Source organism: Gammaproteobacteria bacterium (assembly GCA_024235095.1).
Classification (GTDB): domain Bacteria; phylum Pseudomonadota; class Gammaproteobacteria; order Competibacterales; family Competibacteraceae; genus UBA2383.
The window spans coordinates 686,459-703,161 of record JACKNC010000002.1; the positions used below are offsets into that span (position 1 = coordinate 686,459).

The 16,703-nt window shown below is 56.9% G+C and carries 16 protein-coding genes; 8 read left to right on the forward strand and 8 right to left on the reverse strand.

Annotation, left to right across the window (positions count from 1 at the left end):
- The 8 genes from H6973_16240 to H6973_16275 all read right to left on the reverse strand — a co-directional run bounded on the left by H6973_16240 (position 1) and on the right by H6973_16275 (position 8,147).
- Complete coding sequence (locus tag H6973_16240; protein MCP5127133.1) at positions 1–759, reverse strand: Nif3-like dinuclear metal center hexameric protein; 759 nt, start codon at positions 757–759, stop codon at positions 1–3.
- 3 nt (positions 760–762) lie between these two features.
- On the reverse strand, positions 763–1,869 hold the full coding sequence (locus H6973_16245; GenBank protein MCP5127134.1) for a histidinol-phosphate transaminase: 1,107 nt from the start codon (positions 1,867–1,869) through the stop codon (positions 763–765).
- The gene (gene hisD, locus H6973_16250) at positions 1,866–3,170 is read right to left on the reverse strand and encodes a histidinol dehydrogenase (protein MCP5127135.1); all 1,305 of its coding nucleotides are present in this window, start codon (positions 3,168–3,170) and stop codon (positions 1,866–1,868) included. Before hisD ends, H6973_16245 begins: the two co-directional genes overlap by 4 nt.
- A 38-nt stretch (positions 3,171–3,208) precedes the next feature.
- A complete protein-coding gene (locus tag H6973_16255; GenBank protein MCP5127136.1) occupies positions 3,209–3,841 on the reverse strand; it encodes an ATP phosphoribosyltransferase in 633 nt (210 codons plus the stop codon).
- Between the two features lie 6 nt (positions 3,842–3,847).
- The gene (murA, locus tag H6973_16260; protein ID MCP5127137.1) at positions 3,848–5,107 is read right to left on the reverse strand and encodes a UDP-N-acetylglucosamine 1-carboxyvinyltransferase; all 1,260 of its coding nucleotides are present in this window, start codon (positions 5,105–5,107) and stop codon (positions 3,848–3,850) included.
- A gap of 21 nt (positions 5,108–5,128) precedes the next feature.
- The gene (locus H6973_16265; GenBank protein MCP5127138.1) at positions 5,129–5,374 is read right to left on the reverse strand and encodes a BolA/IbaG family iron-sulfur metabolism protein; all 246 of its coding nucleotides are present in this window, start codon (positions 5,372–5,374) and stop codon (positions 5,129–5,131) included.
- 214 nt (positions 5,375–5,588) lie between these two features.
- Positions 5,589–7,514 carry a cache domain-containing protein gene (locus H6973_16270; protein ID MCP5127139.1) on the reverse strand — a complete coding sequence of 642 codons (1,926 nt, stop codon included), beginning with the start codon at positions 7,512–7,514 and terminating at the stop codon, positions 5,589–5,591.
- Between the two features lie 471 nt (positions 7,515–7,985).
- Entirely contained in the window at positions 7,986–8,147 is a 162-nt protein-coding gene (locus tag H6973_16275; protein ID MCP5127140.1) for a hypothetical protein, read from the reverse strand.
- 53 nt (positions 8,148–8,200) lie between these two features.
- Here H6973_16275 and H6973_16280 point away from each other — a divergent pair, with 53 nt between their 5' ends.
- From H6973_16280 to H6973_16315, 8 genes are all read left to right on the forward strand, one after another.
- Entirely contained in the window at positions 8,201–10,966 is a 2,766-nt protein-coding gene (locus H6973_16280; GenBank protein ID MCP5127141.1) for a pyruvate, phosphate dikinase, read from the forward strand.
- Between the two features lie 151 nt (positions 10,967–11,117).
- Positions 11,118–11,738: a hypothetical protein gene (locus tag H6973_16285; protein ID MCP5127142.1), complete on the forward strand. Its 621-nt coding sequence runs from the start codon at positions 11,118–11,120 to the stop codon at positions 11,736–11,738.
- Positions 11,731–12,723, forward strand: coding sequence for a KpsF/GutQ family sugar-phosphate isomerase (locus tag H6973_16290; GenBank protein ID MCP5127143.1), 993 nt, complete (start codon positions 11,731–11,733; stop codon positions 12,721–12,723). Before H6973_16285 ends, H6973_16290 begins: the two co-directional genes overlap by 8 nt.
- 23 nt (positions 12,724–12,746) lie before the next feature.
- The gene (kdsC, locus tag H6973_16295; protein ID MCP5127144.1) at positions 12,747–13,268 is read left to right on the forward strand and encodes a 3-deoxy-manno-octulosonate-8-phosphatase KdsC; all 522 of its coding nucleotides are present in this window, start codon (positions 12,747–12,749) and stop codon (positions 13,266–13,268) included.
- Positions 13,265–13,858, forward strand: a complete 594-nt coding sequence (gene lptC / locus H6973_16300; GenBank protein ID MCP5127145.1) for an LPS export ABC transporter periplasmic protein LptC — start codon at positions 13,265–13,267, stop codon at positions 13,856–13,858. The genes kdsC and lptC overlap by 4 nt, the downstream gene beginning before the upstream one ends.
- The gene (lptA, locus tag H6973_16305; protein MCP5127146.1) at positions 13,839–14,357 is read left to right on the forward strand and encodes a lipopolysaccharide transport periplasmic protein LptA; all 519 of its coding nucleotides are present in this window, start codon (positions 13,839–13,841) and stop codon (positions 14,355–14,357) included. The genes lptC and lptA overlap by 20 nt, the downstream gene beginning before the upstream one ends.
- Before the next feature lie 2 nt (positions 14,358–14,359).
- A complete protein-coding gene (gene lptB / locus H6973_16310; protein MCP5127147.1) occupies positions 14,360–15,085 on the forward strand; it encodes an LPS export ABC transporter ATP-binding protein in 726 nt (241 codons plus the stop codon).
- 117 nt (positions 15,086–15,202) lie between these two features.
- Entirely contained in the window at positions 15,203–16,666 is a 1,464-nt protein-coding gene (locus tag H6973_16315; protein ID MCP5127148.1) for an RNA polymerase factor sigma-54, read from the forward strand.
- The last annotated feature ends 37 nt before the right edge of the window (positions 16,667–16,703 follow it).

The following is a 16,703-nucleotide window of genomic DNA, read 5'->3' on the forward strand; positions in this document are numbered from 1 at the left end:
CTAAACCGGGTTATCCACGTCCACAAAGGTAAATTGCAGGCCGAATTGCGTAGCCAAATGCACGCCCAATGCCTGAACGCCATAGCGCTCCGTGGCATGATGACCCGCAGCGAAAAAGTGTAGGTTATTCTCGCGGGCGAAATGAATTGTTTGTTCCGAAGCCTCCCCGGTCAGGAACGCCTCTACACCTTGCTCCAAAGCCGTCTCAATATAAGACTGCGCGCCGCCGGTACACCAGGCCAACCGATGCAGCGGTGCGTCGTTACCGGGGATATGCAAGGGTTTCCGCCCCAGACGGGATTCGATGCGGGCGGCAAACGCCTCGCCCTGCAACGGCGTCGCCAGTTCCCCCAGCATGACCAATCCCGGCGTCCGGTCATTACCGCTGGCCGTACCCGTAACCGTCAAATCCAGCACTCGCGCCAATTGGGCGTTATTGCCCAGTTCCAAATGGGCATCCAATGGCAAATGATAGGCCAGCAGGCTCAGGTCATGGCGGAGCAGCGTGGCCAGTCGCCGGTGCTTCATACCCACGATGCAAGGATTTTCGCCTTTCCAGAAATAGCCGTGATGAACCAGCACGGCATCCGCCCCCTGTTCCACAGCCACATCCAACAATGCTTGGCAGGCAGTGACTCCACCGATCAGGGTTTTTACTTCGGACCGCCCCTGCACCTGCAAGCCGTTTGGGCAATAATCGCTGAAGTCATCGACCGCCAGCAGGCGATGGATATAGGCAACCAACTCGCTCAGTTGCATGATTCAGCTCTCCGCCAGTATTTCCTGGAGCGCGGTTAGCAACGCTGCATTCTGTTCGGGCGCGCCGACGGTGATCCGCAGAAACTGATCAATGCGCGGCAAGTGAAAGTGACGGACGATAATGCTCCGTTTCCGCAAAATGTCCATTAACCCGGCGCCATCCCGTTGCGGATGACGGGCGAACACGAAATTAGCGGCGGAGGGCAGGACCGTGAAGCCCAGTTCGATCAGCGCCGCAGTCAGCTCAACGCGGTTAGCGATAACGGCCTGTCGGGTGCGCTCGAAGTGTTTGTAATCTTCAAAGGCAGCCACCGCGCCAGCCATCGCCAAGCGGTCGAGCGGATAGGAATTAAAGCTGTTCTTGACCCGCTCCAGCGCTTCGATCAGCCCGGAATGTCCCACCGCTAACCCGACCCGCAACCCGGCCAGCGAACGCGATTTGGATAACGTCTGGGCGACTAACAAATTCGGATAGCGATTCACCAAGGAAATGGCGGTATCGCCGCCAAAATCGATATACGCTTCGTCGACCACCACCACTGAATCCCGGTTGCGCTCCAGTAGCCATTCAATGTCGGCCAACGGCAGCAAACAACCGGTCGGCGCGTTGGGATTGGCGAAGATAATGCCGCCATTTGGACGAAGGTAGTCGGCGACGCGCAATGCGAAATCTTGCGTCAGCGGCACGGTGGCGCAGTCGATACCGTACAGACCGCAGTAAACCGGATAGAAGCTATAGGTGATGTCCGGGAACAGTAAGGGGTCGGGGTGCTGAAACAGGGCATGGAAAATGTGCGCCAACACTTCGTCCGAACCGTTGCCGACAAAGACTTGCGCTGGAGTGACCGCGTAGTAATCGGCGATGACCTGTTTCAAACGTTCGGCATTGGGGTCCGGGTAAAGACGCAGCGCATCGGACAACTCAGCCTGAATCGCCGCCAGCACACGCGGCGATGGACCATAAGGGTTCTCATTGGTGTTGAGTTTGACCAGGTTGCTGAGTCTTGGCTGTTCGCCGGGCACGTAGGGCGTAAGCCGCTGCACTACCGGACTCCAATAGGGATTCGAGACGCTGCTATCGGGAGGCGAGCCCGTATTCTGGGCCGTCATGCAGACGCCCTCCTGAATTCCGCTGACCGGGCGTGAGCCGTCAGACCTTCGCCACGCGCCAGTACTGAAGCGACACTGCCCAGCATCGCAGCACCCATTGGCGAACAGTGAATGAGACTGGTGCGTTTCTGAAAATCATAAATACCCAGCGGTGAGGAAAACCGGGCGGTGCGTGAAGTGGGCAGCACATGATTGGGACCCGCGCAGTAATCGCCCAGGGCTTCGGCGGTATAGCGGCCCAGGAAAATCGCGCCGGCGTGGCGAATTAGCGGCAACAATTCTTCCGGTTTTTCGATGGACAGTTCCAGATGCTCCGGAGCGATGAAATTGACGACCTCCGCGGCTTCAGTCAGGTCGCGCACCTGAATCATCGCTGCCCGCCGGTTCAATGCGGCCTCGATGATCACCCGACGCTCCATTTCCGGCAACAGGCGCTCGATGCTGGCTGTAACCCGTTCCATGAAAGCCGCATCCGGACTGATCAAGATCGGCTGAGCGTCCTCGTCATGCTCGGCCTGCGAGAACAGGTCCATAGCGATCCAGTCGGGATCGGTCAGTCCATCGCAGACCACCAGAATTTCCGAGGGACCGGCGATCATATCGATGCCCACCGCGCCGAAGACCTGGCGTTTAGCAGCGGCAACGTAGATATTTCCGGGTCCAACAATTTTGTCGACGCACGGCACAGTCGCGGTGCCATAAGCCAACGCCGCAATCGCTTGCGCGCCACCCAGGGTGAAAACCTGGTCCACCTCGGATACCACAGCAGCGGCCAGCACCAGATCGTTTATCTCGCCGCCTGGCGTCGGCGCGACCATCACGACTTCCGGCACCCCGGCGACCTTGGCGGGAATGGCGTTCATTAGCACCGAGGAGGGATAAGCCGCTTTGCCGCCGGGTACATACAACCCGACCCGATCCAGCGGCGTGACCTGTTGGCCGAGCACCGTGCCGTCCGCTTCGGTAAAAGTCCAAGATTCCAGCTTTTGCCGCTCGGCGTAGGCGCGGATACGGGTGGCCGCAGTTTCCAGCGCTGTGCGCTGGGTGGCCGGAAGCGACGTCAGGGCCTGTTCGCGCCGGGCAGCGGGAATTTCCAGATCGGCGGCTTGCTCAACAGCTAACCGGTCGAAGCGCTGGGTGTATTCCAGCAGGGCCTCGTCGCCACGTTGACGCACCTGGGCAAGAATCTCGCGCACCGTTGCGGTCACGGTTTCATCAGCGACGCCTTCCCAGGCGGTCAGGGCTTTCAGGCGCGGCCAGAAGTCCGCTTCAGTCGTGTTCAAGCATTGAATCGTTGCCATGAGACAGGTCGTAAATTCAGAATTGCAAGACTCGGGAATCAATCGCTGACCACAGCGGCCATCCGTTCCATGATCGCTTTGATCCAGGCATGTTTCATTTTCATGGCCGCCTTGTTGATAATCAACCGGGAGCTGATGTCGGCAATATGCTCCAGCGGAGCAAGGCCATTCGCTTTCAGCGTATTGCCGGTATCCACCACGTCGACGATGTAGTCCGCCAACCCGACCAGTGGGGCCAGTTCCATTGAACCATACAGCTTGATGACTTCTACCTGCCGACCTTGGTTGGCGAACCAGCGCCGGGTGGTGTTCACATACTTGGTGGCGATGCGCGAACGGCTTAACCGGGGCCGATGCTCAGGATCGCCCGCCACCATCAGCCGGCAACGGGCAATGCGCAAATCCAGCGGTTCATACAATCCCTCACCGCCATGCTCCAGCAGTACATCTTTGCCAGCTACGCCCAAATCGGCAGCGCCATATTGCACATAGGTCGGTACGTCAGTGGCGCGAATAATCACCAGTTTCACGTCAGGCTGATTCGTATCGAGAATCAACTTGCGGCTGGTTTCCGGATTATCCACCGGGATAATGCCCGCCGCCGCCAGCAAGGGCAGGGTTTCCTGAAAGATGCGGCCCTTGGACAGGGCAATGGTGAGTCGTGTGGTCATAGCGGATCAGCCCGGCGTCCGGCGGATGCGCGCGCCTAGGTGCGACAGCTTTTCCTCGATGCAGTCATAGCCTCGATCGATGTGGTAAATACGATCCACGATGGTATCGCCTTCCGCAATCAGCGCCGCCAGAATCAGGCTGGCCGAGGCCCGTAAATCGGTGGCCATCACCGGTGCGCCCGTCAAGCGGGGGACGCCGATACTGACGGCGGTGTTGCCTTCCAGTTCGATTTGCGCCCCCATCCGTTGTAACTCCAGGACATGCATAAAGCGGTTCTCAAATACCGTTTCGGTAATCATGCCAGTACCCTCGGCAACCGCGTTAAGGGCGACAAACTGGGCTTGCATATCGGTAGGAAAGGCTGGGTAGGGCGCGGTGCGGATGCGCACCGCCCTGGGCCGATTGCCGTTCATATCGACTTCAATCCAGTCCGACCCCGTGTTGACCTGGGCGCCCGCCTCCTCCAGCTTAAGCAACACGGCTTCCAGGATATCCGGGCGAGTGTCCTTAACCTTGACTCGCCCGCTGGTGATCGCGCCGGCCAGCAAATAGGTGCCAGTTTCAATACGATCCGGCAAGACCTGGTAGTGTGTCCCATGCAGGTTTTCGACGCCCTCGATGATCAAAGTATCAGTGCCGGCCCCACTGATGTGTGCGCCCATCGCGTTCAGACATTCCGCCAAATCCACCACCTCCGGTTCACGGGCGGCATTCTCGATGATGGTCGTACCCTGGGCGAGCGTCGCGGCCATCAGCAGGTTTTCCGTGCCAGTTACCGTGACCAGATCTAATACAACATGCGCGCCTTTCAAGCGGTTAGCGTGAGCGCGGATGTAACCGTTCTCGACCTTGATGTCTGCCCCCATCGCCTCCAGGCCCTTGATGTGCAGGTTCACGGGCCGAGAACCGATCGCGCAACCGCCGGGCAGGGAAACCTCGGCCTGGCCAAAGCGGGCGACCAGCGGCCCCAGCACCAGGATCGAGGCGCGCATGGTGCGCACCAGTTCGTAGGGCGCCTGGAAACTGTGAATGGATCGAGGATCAACCTGGATGTTCATTCTTTCGTCGACCACCAGATCCACGCCCATCCGGCCCAGCAGCTCCATGGTGGTGGTAACATCTTGCAAGTGCGGGACGTTGCGGATGGTTACCGGCGCGTCAGCCAGCAGAGTAGCGGCCAGGATCGGCAACACCGCGTTTTTGGCGCCGGAAGCCCGTAATTCACCCTGCAGGCGTGCGCCGCCGGTGATAATCAGTTTGCTCATGAAAATAGTATTCCTGGAAAGTCAGGATTGGAGTTTATGCCACGCATCCGGAGTATGGGTTTTCAGCGACAGGGCATGGATTTCTTCGTTTTGCATCCGTTCGCCCAAAGCGGCGTACACCATTCGATGTTGCTGGATCAATGACTTACCGGCGAAGACGTCACTGATGACGACAGCTTCGAAGTGGACGCCGTCGTCGCCGCGAACGATGGCCTGGGCGCCCGGCAGTTGTTCCTCAATCAGATGCGCGATGTCGTGGGTTTGCATGATGTGAAAAAAAGGTTGGAGTTGGAGAATGAGAGCGCCGATGGGCGTAAACTAAATAGTTTCCAGTCAAGCGATTCACAAGTCAAATGACGCGACTAGGGCAATCGCGCTGTGTGGTAGCCGGACTCGATTTCGCCAAATTGCACATCCAAGACCCGTCTGGGACTTGCCAGGGTCAAGACGACCGGCGAGATAGCGATAAAAATCTGTAGCGCTACCCAATTTTGGAAGCCACTGCATTTAGCAGCGCGACGAGTTGATTAGACAAACGTTCGACGTGAGCCAGCTCAGCCTTGGCCTGATCCATTCGACCTTCTTTTTTTAAGAAAAAGAGCGTCTTGATTCTGGCGTGGAATTGAACATGTTCTTTTTCCATGTCCTGCATCTCAGTGAAATGCCCATATTTCTTCATGCCGCCAGCATAAATCCACCGACCGAGATTGCACTCCCGGTGTGAAGTCAGCTGCGCTTCAGTCAAATTTTCTGTGCCCTCCAGAAAGCGGCGTAGCCGCGCTTTCCATGCCAAGTGTTTATTAGTCACTGATTCGAAATCGATAGTGGCCGCAGTGTGTTGATCTAGCTTGAAAAAATTCATCAGGTTTTGCAGCTCGCGGGCTTGTTCGCCCATGGCCTGGCTGGCCGCCGCCGTTTCTTCCACCAGCGCCGCGTTCTGTTGGGTGACCTGATCCATCGACAGGATGGCGCGGTTGACCTGTTCGATGCCCGAAGCTTGCTCTTTCGCCGCCGCCGCCATCTCGGCGACGATGTCGCTGGCTTTCTTGACAGCGGTGACGATCGCTTGCAGCATTTGGCCGGATTGTTTAACCAGCTTCCCGCCATCTTCCACCTTGGCGACGCTATCGGTGATCAGGCCCTTGATCTCCTTAGCCGCATCGGCGCTGCGTTGGGCCAATTTACGCACTTCGGCGGCCACCACAGAAAAACCCCGGCCTTGTTCCCCTGCTCGGGCGGCTTCCACAGCGGCGTTTAACGCCAGTAGATTGGTTTGGAAAGCGATTTCATCAATGACGCCGATGATGTCAGCAATTCTGTGGCTACTGGCGCTAATCGCGCTCATGGCGGCGACGGTCTGATCGACCACTTGCCCGCCCTGTTCGGCCTGACTGCGGGCGGCACTGGCCAGTTGGTTGGCTTGCCCGGCATTATCGGCGCTTTGTTTGACCGTGGAAGTGAGCTCTTCCATCGACGAAGCGGTTTCTTCCAGAGCGGAGGCTTGCTCTTCGGTGCGTTGCGACAGATCGGCGCTGCCTTGGGCAATCTCGGCGGCGGCGGAACTGACTTGGTGGATCGATTGGCTCAGCCGAGTCACCATGTCTCGGAATTGTCGCGCCATGTCGTGCATGGCGGCGTAAACGCCGGTTTCCTTACCGGTATTAGTCCATTCAACGGTCAAATCCCCCTGCGCGATACGCCGCGTCAGCGCTGCTATTTCGGTAGGCTCACCCCCGATGGTGCGACGAATCGTCTGTATCAGCAGGCGGTTTGTTAGCAGCAACACTCCCAGCGCTGCTGCCACCGCGAACACCGCTATCCTAATCGTATTGCTAAGATCGCTGGCGACATTCTGCTCTACCTGCTGGATTACCTTGTCGATGTCATCGATGTAAGCACCAGCACCTAACAGCCATTGCCATTTATCCAGGCCCACCGTATAACTGAGTTTAGGTACGTTCTTGCCTTCCGATGGCTTATTGAAGGAATACTCGACATAGCCTCCGCCGTGCTGAGCACGGTCAATTAATTCTTTTGTATAAAATAATCCATTGGCGTCCTTGAGAGTGGAAGCATCCTGGTTTTCCAATTCTGGTTTGAAGTGATGCGCCATCATCAATCCGTCGTAACGGATTGCGAAAACATATCCGTCCTGACCGTAACTGAGTTGGCGTAAGATGTTTCGGGCCTGTTCCTGAGCCTTAGCGTCGGTAGCGGATGCGCCCTCGTAGAGCGGACGGATCGCTGAAAGCGCCATATCCACGTAGTTCTTCAGTTCCGCCTCCTTCGCCGCTCGCATGTTCTTGCGCAGTTCTTCAACTTGTCGTTGAGCTTGATGGTTCATTTGTGAAATAGCCAAACCGGTCAGTCCCACGGCCAGCATCAGCGCGGGAAGCGTACTTAACAAGATGATTCTCGCTGTAATCGATAGTGTTTTCATCGTTTAACCTTTGGAGGGTCTAATTCCCCGCAACATATATATTACGAATCAGGTATCCGTTCTCTTGGTCGTAACTTTTTGACTATTCAATGATTATTGTGGAACTCACATCTTAGGTCAGGCAAAAGCGCAGCATTGCCCGACAGGAAAGGTCCACGTCGGGCACGTCCTGTGCCCGACCTACAGCCTGCAGCTTACTGCGTAATGAACGCCATCATCGCCTCGGACAATGGCCTGGACACCGGCAGTTGTTCTTCAATCATAGTGTGCGATATCGTGGGTTTGCATGATGAAAGGGGTTAGAGTTGGAGCAATGAGAGCGCCGATGGTTCGTAAACCAAGTAGTTTTCAGTCAAGCGACTCACGAGTCAAATGACCGCATGGCTGATTTATCCTGTCTTTGATCTCTCTAACCTTGGCATTTAGCAAAATCTGTAGCTATCCTTGCCAACCATACGGATCGTTGTATGCGCCGGTTCGGGGCATCCCCCGGCAACGACTTTTCCGCACACGCAATTCTGGCGACCAGAATTGGGCGGACGACCCATAACCCATCGAGGTTTTACCGGGCAATCCCATGTGTTGGCCCAGTTGGGGCAAGTCCCAGTTTATCCGCTGGAGTTTTGATCAAAATCAATGTTGAAGGTAGGATCATGACCAAAAAGTATATCTACAAGTACACCGAAGGGGATGGTAAGAACAAGATGCTGCTGGGCGGCAAGGGAGCAAATCTCTGCGAGATGACGCAGATCGGTTTGCGGGTGCCGCCGGGCTTTGTAATCACCACGGAAGCCTGCCTGGATTACATCGCCAACAACCGCCTGCCAGATGGCGTCATGGGCGATGTGCGGGCGCACATGGCCTGGCTGGAAGAGCAAACCGGCAAGCAGTTCGGCGGCGCAGACAATCCGTTGCTGGTTTCAGTGCGCTCCGGTTCCTCGATGTCCATGCCGGGCATGATGGACACCATTTTGAACCTGGGTCTGAATGAAACCACGCTGGCCGGGCTGATCAAGCTGACCGGCAACGAGCGTTTTGGTTATGACGCCTATCGTCGTTTCATCCAATTGTTCGGTAAGATTGCGCTGGGTGTCGATGATCATTTCTTCGACGAACACTTCGAAGCGATTAAGCGCCGTGCTGGCGTTAAAGTAGATTTGGGTTTGAGCGCGGAAGACCTCCGCGAAGCTGGCCAGTTGTTCCTGCAAGTGGTTCAGGAGCAAACCGGGCATCCATTCCCGCAGGACCCCTACGTGCAACTGGAGTTGGCGATTAAAGCGGTGTTCGGCTCGTGGATGGGTCAGCGCGCTGTGGATTATCGTCGCGAATTCAAGATTACCCCGGCCCAGGCCAACGGTACCGCGGTTAACGTCGTGACCATGGTGTTCGGCAATATGGGCAATGATTGCTCAACCGGCGTGGGTTTCACCCGCGATCCTGGCACCGGCGAAAATGTCATGTACGGTGAATATCTGGTCAACGCCCAGGGCGAGGACGTGGTCGCCGGCATCCGCACCCCGAAGCCGGTCATGGAGATGAAGGAAGAAATGCCGGACATGTACCGGCAGCTGGTCGACCTGCGCAACAAACTGGAAGGCCACTATCACGAAGTGCAGGACTACGAGTACACCATTGAAAAGGGTGTGCTGTACTGCTTGCAAACCCGCAATGGCAAAATGAACGCCCAGGGCATGGTGCGCAGCTCGGTGGAAATGGCCAATGAAGGTCTGATCACCCGCGAAAAGGCGCTGCTGCGCATTGATCCGGAGTCGCTGGAACAGATGATGTTTCCGCAACTCGATCCCAAGCATAAAGCGGCGCCGGCGGCAACCGGAATGGGCGCGTCTCCCGGTGCCTCTTCGGGCAAGATCGTGTTTGACGCCGACACGGCGGTCAAACGCGGGCGCGGTGCCAACGAGAAAATCATTCTGGTGCGTGAAGAGACCAAACCGGAAGACATTCACGGCTTCTTCGCCGCAGTGGGCATCCTGACCAGTCGCGGCGGCAAAACCTCACACGCGGCGGTCGTCGCGCGTGGCATGGGCAAACCTTGCGTGGTCGGCGCCGAAGATATTCTGGTCAATGTCCATCAACGTCAGGCGATCATTGGCGATAAAGTCCTGCATGAAGGCGACGTGGTCACCATTGACGGTGGCACTGGGCTGGTGTTCCTCGGCGAAATTCCCACCGTTGAGCCAGAATTCACCCCGGAACTGCGCACCTTGCTGAGCTGGGCCGATGAGGTCGCCTCCCTCAAGGTCATGGCGAATGCGGATACCCCGGACGCTGCTCAGCGCGCTTCCAACTATGGCGCGATGGGCATTGGCCTGTGCCGCACCGAGCGCATGTTCAACGCCAAGGAACGGTTGCCGCTGGTCCTGGAGATGATTCTGGCCGAGACCACCGAGGACCGCGAAGCCGCCCTGGCTAAACTGCTGCCGATGCAGCGCAGCGACTTCAAGGAAATTTTCCGAGTGATGGCGCCGCGTCCGGTCACGGTCCGCCTGCTGGATCCGCCGATTCACGAGTTCCTGCCCTCCGAACAGACCCTGATTGATGACATCGAGCATTTACGTCATCTGCGTCAAACCGCGCAAGGTCTGGAGGCGATCAGCCAGATTCTCAGCCAGGTTAACCCGAAGGCCGTTGAGCAACTCGGTATTCTCAACGACAGCCACCTGGTCGCTGACGTGCTGGCCAAGAAAGAGGAAATTCTGCAGAAGGCGCGCGCCCTGCACGAAATCAACCCGATGCTCGGTCATCGCGGCGTCCGCCTGGGCCTGACCTATCCCGAGATTTACAAGATGCAGATCCGCGCCATTCTGGAGGCGGCGGCGGAATGTATCCAGGAGAAGGTGAATGTTCATCCCGAAATCATGGTGCCACAGGTCTGCACCGTAGAAGAATTGAAGCGGGTGAAGGCGCTGGTCGACGAAGTGTTGCCTGAAGTCGAGGCCAAGTATGCGGTCAAGGTGCATTTCGAATTTGGCACGATGATGGAAGTGGTGCGCGCCTGTCTGCGCGCCGGCGAAATCGCCGGTGTGGCCGAGTTCTTCTCCTTCGGCACCAACGATCTGACTCAGGCGACGTTCTCATTCTCGCGCGAGGATGCTGAGAATAAGTTCCTGCCGTTCTACAATTCCGCCGCAATTCTCAAGGACAACCCGTTTGAGGCGCTGGATACGGCAGGTGTTGGCCAGCTCATGCAGTTTGCGGTCGAAAATGGCCGGAAGACTCGCAATGGTCTCAAGGTCGGCATTTGCGGCGAACAAGGCGGTCATCCGGCTTCGATGCGGTTCTGCCACTTTGCTAACCTGACCTACGTGTCCTGCTCCGCGCCCCGGGTGCCGATTGCCCGGTTGGCGGCGTCGCACGCCAAGTTGCTGGAAGGCGAATTCAAGCCCGCCACGACCGGTTGAAAATGAATGGCGTTGCCCTTGAGCAGCGCCGTTGTTGAGAATACCAGGGGCGGCTGCAGTCGCCCCTGTTTTGTTGTTCTTCTGGCGAAGGCTATGACTGCTATGAAACTGGAAGCGGTCAGTTCTTTCGCTGATGTCATGGGCAGAGCTAATGTCCTACAGCAACTTCAAAAATCTTGAGATTATCAAACAGAAATTCGATCTCGGCATAAAATCCGCAGATTCGCTGTTTAGCGATGTGGAAGACATCAATCCCAGTCTGTTACTGACGCAGTTGTTACAAGAAAACGTACCTTTAGCCTTAAACATCAACACGGAAAAAGCCCGTTCGGAATTCATTATCGCACCGGTATTGATGGAAGTACGGCGTTTGTTCAAGCAGCAAGTTAGCCTGTTTTCCGGTACTGATTTTAGCGTGGATGAAACCCAGGATTTGAACGGATATTGTGATTTTATTCTCAGCGCTTCCCCGGATCAGGTTTTCATCGAAGCGCCGGTGGTGTGTGTGGTGGAAGCCAAAAACGAAAACATCAAGGCCGGCTATCCGCAATGCATTGCCGAAATGGTCGCCGCCCGAACTTTCAATGAACAGCAGCGGCGACCGCTTCGCTCAATTCTTGGCGTAGTCACTACCGGTAGCAACTGGCGCTTCCTGAGACTGGAAGGCCGGATTGCCTGGGTGGATTTCGATGAATATCTGATCAGCCGGATTGCCAAGATACTGGGGATTTTCGCTCACGCTATTACCTCTGCTACGGCATTGAATGACTGAATTCCAACCCGTCATGCACGCTGACCAACTGAAACGCCTGGCCAGCCAGGTTTTGACCCTTGAAGCCCAGGCCGTGGAACAACTCAAAAGCCGCATTGACGACCGCTTTGTCCATGCCTGTGGCCTTATGTTGCGCTGCCAGGGACGCATCGTGGTTTTGGGTATTGGCAAATCCGGACACATCGGCGGCAAAATCGCTGCTACTTTGGCCAGTACCGGCACTCCGGCTTTTTTCGTCCACCCCGCCGAGGCCAGCCACGGCGACATGGGCATGATCACGGCGCAGGATGTCGTGCTGGCGCTGTCGAATTCCGGGGAAACCGATGAAATTCTGACGCTGTTACCATTACTCAAACGTCTGGGCGTTCCGCTGATCGCACTGACGGGTAACCCCAGCTCTACTTTGGCGAAAACCGCTGAGGTTCACATCGACGTCAGCGTTCCCCAGGAAGCCTGTCCCCTAGGTTTGGCTCCAACCTCCAGCACCACCGCTACGCTGGCGATGGGCGATGCGCTGGCCGTGGCGTTGCTGGAGGCACGCGGCTTTACCGCCGAAGATTTCGCCCGCTCCCATCCCGGTGGCCGGCTTGGGCGCCGCCTGCTGCTGCTCACCGACGACGTGATGCATACCGGCGAACAAATGCCACGCAGTATGCCTGACGACCTGCTCAAGGACGCTCTGCTGGAGATGAGCCGCAAGAGCCTGGGAACCACCGTGGTGGTCGACTCCGACGACTGTGTGCTGGGCGTTTTTACCGATGGTGACCTGCGTCGCGCGCTGGACCGGCAGGTGGACGTGCATACGGCCCGGGTCGCTGAAGTCATGACGCACCCCTGTAAAACTATTGCGCCGGGCGCCTTGGCCGCCGAGGCGCTGCGCATGATGCAGGAATACCGGATTAATGCGCTACCCGTGGTAAACTCCGCTGGAAAATTGGCTGGGGTGCTGAACATGCATGATCTGTTGCGCGCCGGTGTGCTGTAGCCTCCACTTTCAGGAAATTCGCAATGCGCGATGTATTGAACAAGGCCGCTCGAATTCAACTGGTGATTTTCGATGTAGATGGCGTCCTCACTGATGGTCGCCTCTACCTGGCTAATGATGGCAACGAATTCAAGGCTTTTCACATCCGTGATGGTCATGGCATCAAAATGCTGCTTGATGTCGGTGTGGAGATCGCCATTATCTCCGGTCGCCATGCCGCCTCAGTGGAACGACGCATGAAAGATTTGGGCATTCGCCATGCCTGCCTGGGGGTAGACGATAAGCGCGTTGTATTCAACAATCTGCTAATGCAGTTGAACTTGACTGCCGATCAGGTCGCCTATGTAGGCGATGATTTGATTGATCTGCCGGTGATGACCCAGGTGGGTTTGGCGATCGCCGTGCAGGACGCCGATCCCTTCGTCAGGCAACATGCACACTGGCAAACTCCTAGCCGAGGTGGGCGTGGCGCAGCGCGCGAAGTCTGTGAATTGTTGCTGGAAGCGCGTGGCCAGTTGGCGGCGGCGCGGAGCCGCTATCTTTGACTGTGCCCCCCAGCATCACCGCACGCGGTATTTTTTCTCTGACAGTACTGGCGCTATTGGCCGGTTTGAGCTATGGCCTGTTGCAGTGGGTAGAATCCGGCTTGCGTGAGCCAGAACGCGCCAAGAGCCAGGAACCGGTAATGATTATCAACCACTTTCAGGCAGTGCGCCTCAACACCGCTGGGGTGCGGGAATATGTGGTTGAAGCGCCGCAACTGGCCCAATTGCCCGACAAACTCGGCGCTCGGATTGAATGGCCTGTACTGGACTGGTATCAGCTTGACGGCCAGACCCGTGAGTGGCGATTGCAGTCTGAGCAGGGCTGGGTCGCCGCCGACTATGAGACCGTGCGTTTGGAGGGTGCGGTCACCATGACCCGACTCGCCACGAGTGGCAAGCCGCCGGTGACTGTGACCACGCGCGATGTATTGATTCGTCCCGGCGAACGCTATGTTGAAACCGCCGCGCCGGCGCGGGCAATCACTCCCGGTGGGGAATTACGCGCCGTTGGCGTTCGCGCCTGGTTGGATCAAGAGCGGTTGGAACTGCTTTCCCAGGTAAGAGGTACTTATGACCCCCCCAAACCCTAAATTCATCTGGGCGCTGGCATTGGCGTTAACGCCCTTATTGGCGATCGCTCTGCCGGAAGACCGCAACCAGCCCATTCAACTGGAAGCCAGTCGCGGCCAGATTGACCAGAAGACCGGCGTCAGCACTTACGAGGGCAACGTCGTGATCAGCCAGGGTTCCATGCGGCTGACTTCCGACACCGCCACCATTTACGTCAAGGATGGCGGTTTCCAGCGTATGGAGGCTACAGGCAAACCGGTCACTTTGCGCTATCGGCCAACGGCAGACAAACCGGAAATTCAGGGAGTGAGCCCACGAGTCGAGTACGACGTAGTCAGCGCCAAGGTGATCATGAGCGGCGGCGCCCGGTTGACCCAGGGCCAGGACGTATTCACCGGCGACCGGGTGGAATACGATCTCAAGGACGACGTAGTGCGGGCGCGTGGCGCGGGCAAACAGGGACGCATCCAGTTCACTATCCAGCCGCGCGCCAATGAATCGCCCGCTAGGAAGCCGTAACCATGGCGCAACTGGTCGCCCATGAAATTGTCAAGCGTTATCGCAAACGAGTGGTGGTGGACGCCGCTTCGTTGACCGTCGCCAGCGGTGAAGTCATCGGTTTATTAGGTCCGAATGGCGCAGGTAAGACCACCTGTTTCTACATGATCGTTGGTTTGATTCATTGCGATGAGGGGCGGGTGCTGCTCGATGAGCGTGACCTGACTCATCTGCCCATGCATGCTCGTGCTCGCCTGGGTGTTGGCTATCTGCCACAGGAGCCGTCGGTGTTCCGACGCATGAGCGTTCTGGACAATGTGCTGGCGATTCTGGAAACCCGTCCCGATCTCACGCGGGCTGAACGTCGCGCCCGAGCTGAGGAGCTTTTGCATGAATTGCACGTCGGGCACTTGCAGGGTAACCCGGGCATCAGCCTGTCGGGCGGCGAACGCCGGCGGGTGGAAATTGCCCGGGCATTAGCGGCCAATCCCGCCTTTATTTTGCTTGACGAGCCGTTCGCTGGCGTCGATCCCTTATCCGTTCTGGATATTCAGCGCATTATCCGGCATCTTTCCGACCGTGGGATCGGCGTGTTGATCACGGATCACAATGTCCGAGAGACGCTGGGTATTTGCGATCGCGCCTACATTCTTAGCGAAGGCCGGATGATCGCCGAGGGCGATTCCACTGCGATCCTTGCTAACCAGCAGGTGCGCCAAGTCTACCTTGGCGAATCTTTCCAGTTATGAATCGAGATAAAATTAGGAATAGATTCCCTTTCGTCATTTCCCTAGCACAGAATGCGCAAAACCGGCTAGGATTATAGGTAGCTTCAGTTCAACGGATCGACGCCAGATCGTATTGTTATGAGACAGTCATTGCAGCTCCGCCTGGGTCAACAACTGACCATGACCCCTCAATTGCAGCAGGCCATTCGCCTCCTGCAACTGTCCAGTCTGGATTTACAGACGGAGATTCAAACCGTTCTCGATTCCAACCTGATGTTGGAACGCGCTGACGAACTGCCAGAACTGCCGGTGCAGCCGGAAACTCTGGCGGCCCAAACTGCAGCCGACGCCAGCTCCGAAACCGAAGTCGGCGCAGCCAGCACCGATAACCTGCCGGACGAATTGCCGGTCGACAGCGCCTGGGAAGACATCTACGAGTCCTATGACGGCGCGACCAGCTACTCGCGAAATGAAGACGATGAGTGGGATCCTTATGAGCGCTATACCGGCGCTAGCGAATCCTTGCGTGACTATCTGTACTGGCAAATGCGGCTGACGCCGTTTAGCGACCGGGAAATGGAGATAGCGACCGCGATTATTGATTCAATCAACGAATCCGGTTACTTAGCGGTATCTCTTGAAGAGATTTGCCAAGGACTGCGCGATCAGTTCGAAGTGACCCTCGAAGAAGCCGGGACGGTGCTCAAACAAATCCAGCACTTTGATCCCCAAGGCGTTGCTGCGCGAAGCCCAGCGGAATGTCTGCTTTTGCAGCTGGAAGCCCTGCCGGATGAGACGCCTTGGCTGGCCGAGGCCCGTCAACTCGTCGAACAGCACCTCGATCTGCTCGCTAATCATGATTTTAATGGTTTGATACGGCGGCTCAAGGTCTCGCGCGAGGCATTGCAGAGCATTGTCAGTCTGATCCAGTCATTGAACCCCTATCCAGGCGCTCGTCTGTCCAGTGAAGAACCCCAATACGTGACGCCAGACGTGCTGGTTTATCGGCAGCAGGCTGCCTGGCGTGTGGAACTGAATCCCGAGAATACCCCCAAATTGCGGATCAACACACGCTATGCGGCGCTGACCAAACGTAATGGCCAAAGCAGCGACGCCACTTACCTGAAAAATCACTTGCAAGAGGCGCGCTGGTTTTTAAAAAGCTTGCAAAATCGCAACGAAACCCTGCTTAAGGTTGCGACCTGCATCGTCGAGCGCCAGCGAGAATTTCTCGAACATGGCGACGAATACATGAAGCCGCTGATTCTGCGCGATGTGGCCGAAACGTTGGGCATGCACGAATCGACGATTTCGCGTGTCACTACTCAGAAATATATGCATACTCCACGAGGCATTTATGAGTTAAAATACTTTTTCTCAAGCCACGTCGGCACCAGTGACGGTGGCGAATGCTCTTCCACCGCCATCCGCGCCATGATCCGCAAATTGATCCAGGCGGAAAACCCCGGTAAACCGCTGAGTGACGATAAAATCGCCAAACTGCTCGGCGCTGAAGGGATTCAAGTGGCTCGGCGGACCGTGGCAAAATACCGGGAAGCGATGTCTATTCCATCATCTTCGGATCGTAAACGCCTCGTCTGAACTACCGGAGCGGTTTGCCCCGACCCCATCAACCGCA

Coding starts and splice junctions, on each gene's coding strand:
- H6973_16240 (MCP5127133.1), bottom strand. CDS start 759: ATGCAACTGAGCGAGTTGGTTGCCTATATCCATCGCCTGCTGGCGGTC.
- hisD (MCP5127135.1), bottom strand. CDS start 3,170: ATGGCAACGATTCAATGCTTGAACACGACTGAAGCGGACTTCTGGCCG.
- H6973_16245 (MCP5127134.1), bottom strand. CDS start 1,869: ATGACGGCCCAGAATACGGGCTCGCCTCCCGATAGCAGCGTCTCGAAT.
- H6973_16290 (MCP5127143.1), top strand. CDS start 11,731: ATGACTGAATTCCAACCCGTCATGCACGCTGACCAACTGAAACGCCTG.
- H6973_16255 (MCP5127136.1), bottom strand. CDS start 3,841: ATGACCACACGACTCACCATTGCCCTGTCCAAGGGCCGCATCTTTCAG.
- lptA (MCP5127146.1), top strand. CDS start 13,839: ATGACCCCCCCAAACCCTAAATTCATCTGGGCGCTGGCATTGGCGTTA.
- H6973_16315 (MCP5127148.1), top strand. CDS start 15,203: ATGAGACAGTCATTGCAGCTCCGCCTGGGTCAACAACTGACCATGACC.
- murA (MCP5127137.1), bottom strand. CDS start 5,107: ATGAGCAAACTGATTATCACCGGCGGCGCACGCCTGCAGGGTGAATTA.
- kdsC (MCP5127144.1), top strand. CDS start 12,747: ATGCGCGATGTATTGAACAAGGCCGCTCGAATTCAACTGGTGATTTTC.
- H6973_16265 (MCP5127138.1), bottom strand. CDS start 5,374: ATGCAAACCCACGACATCGCGCATCTGATTGAGGAACAACTGCCGGGC.
- H6973_16280 (MCP5127141.1), top strand. CDS start 8,201: ATGACCAAAAAGTATATCTACAAGTACACCGAAGGGGATGGTAAGAAC.
- lptB (MCP5127147.1), top strand. CDS start 14,360: ATGGCGCAACTGGTCGCCCATGAAATTGTCAAGCGTTATCGCAAACGA.
- H6973_16285 (MCP5127142.1), top strand. CDS start 11,118: ATGTCCTACAGCAACTTCAAAAATCTTGAGATTATCAAACAGAAATTC.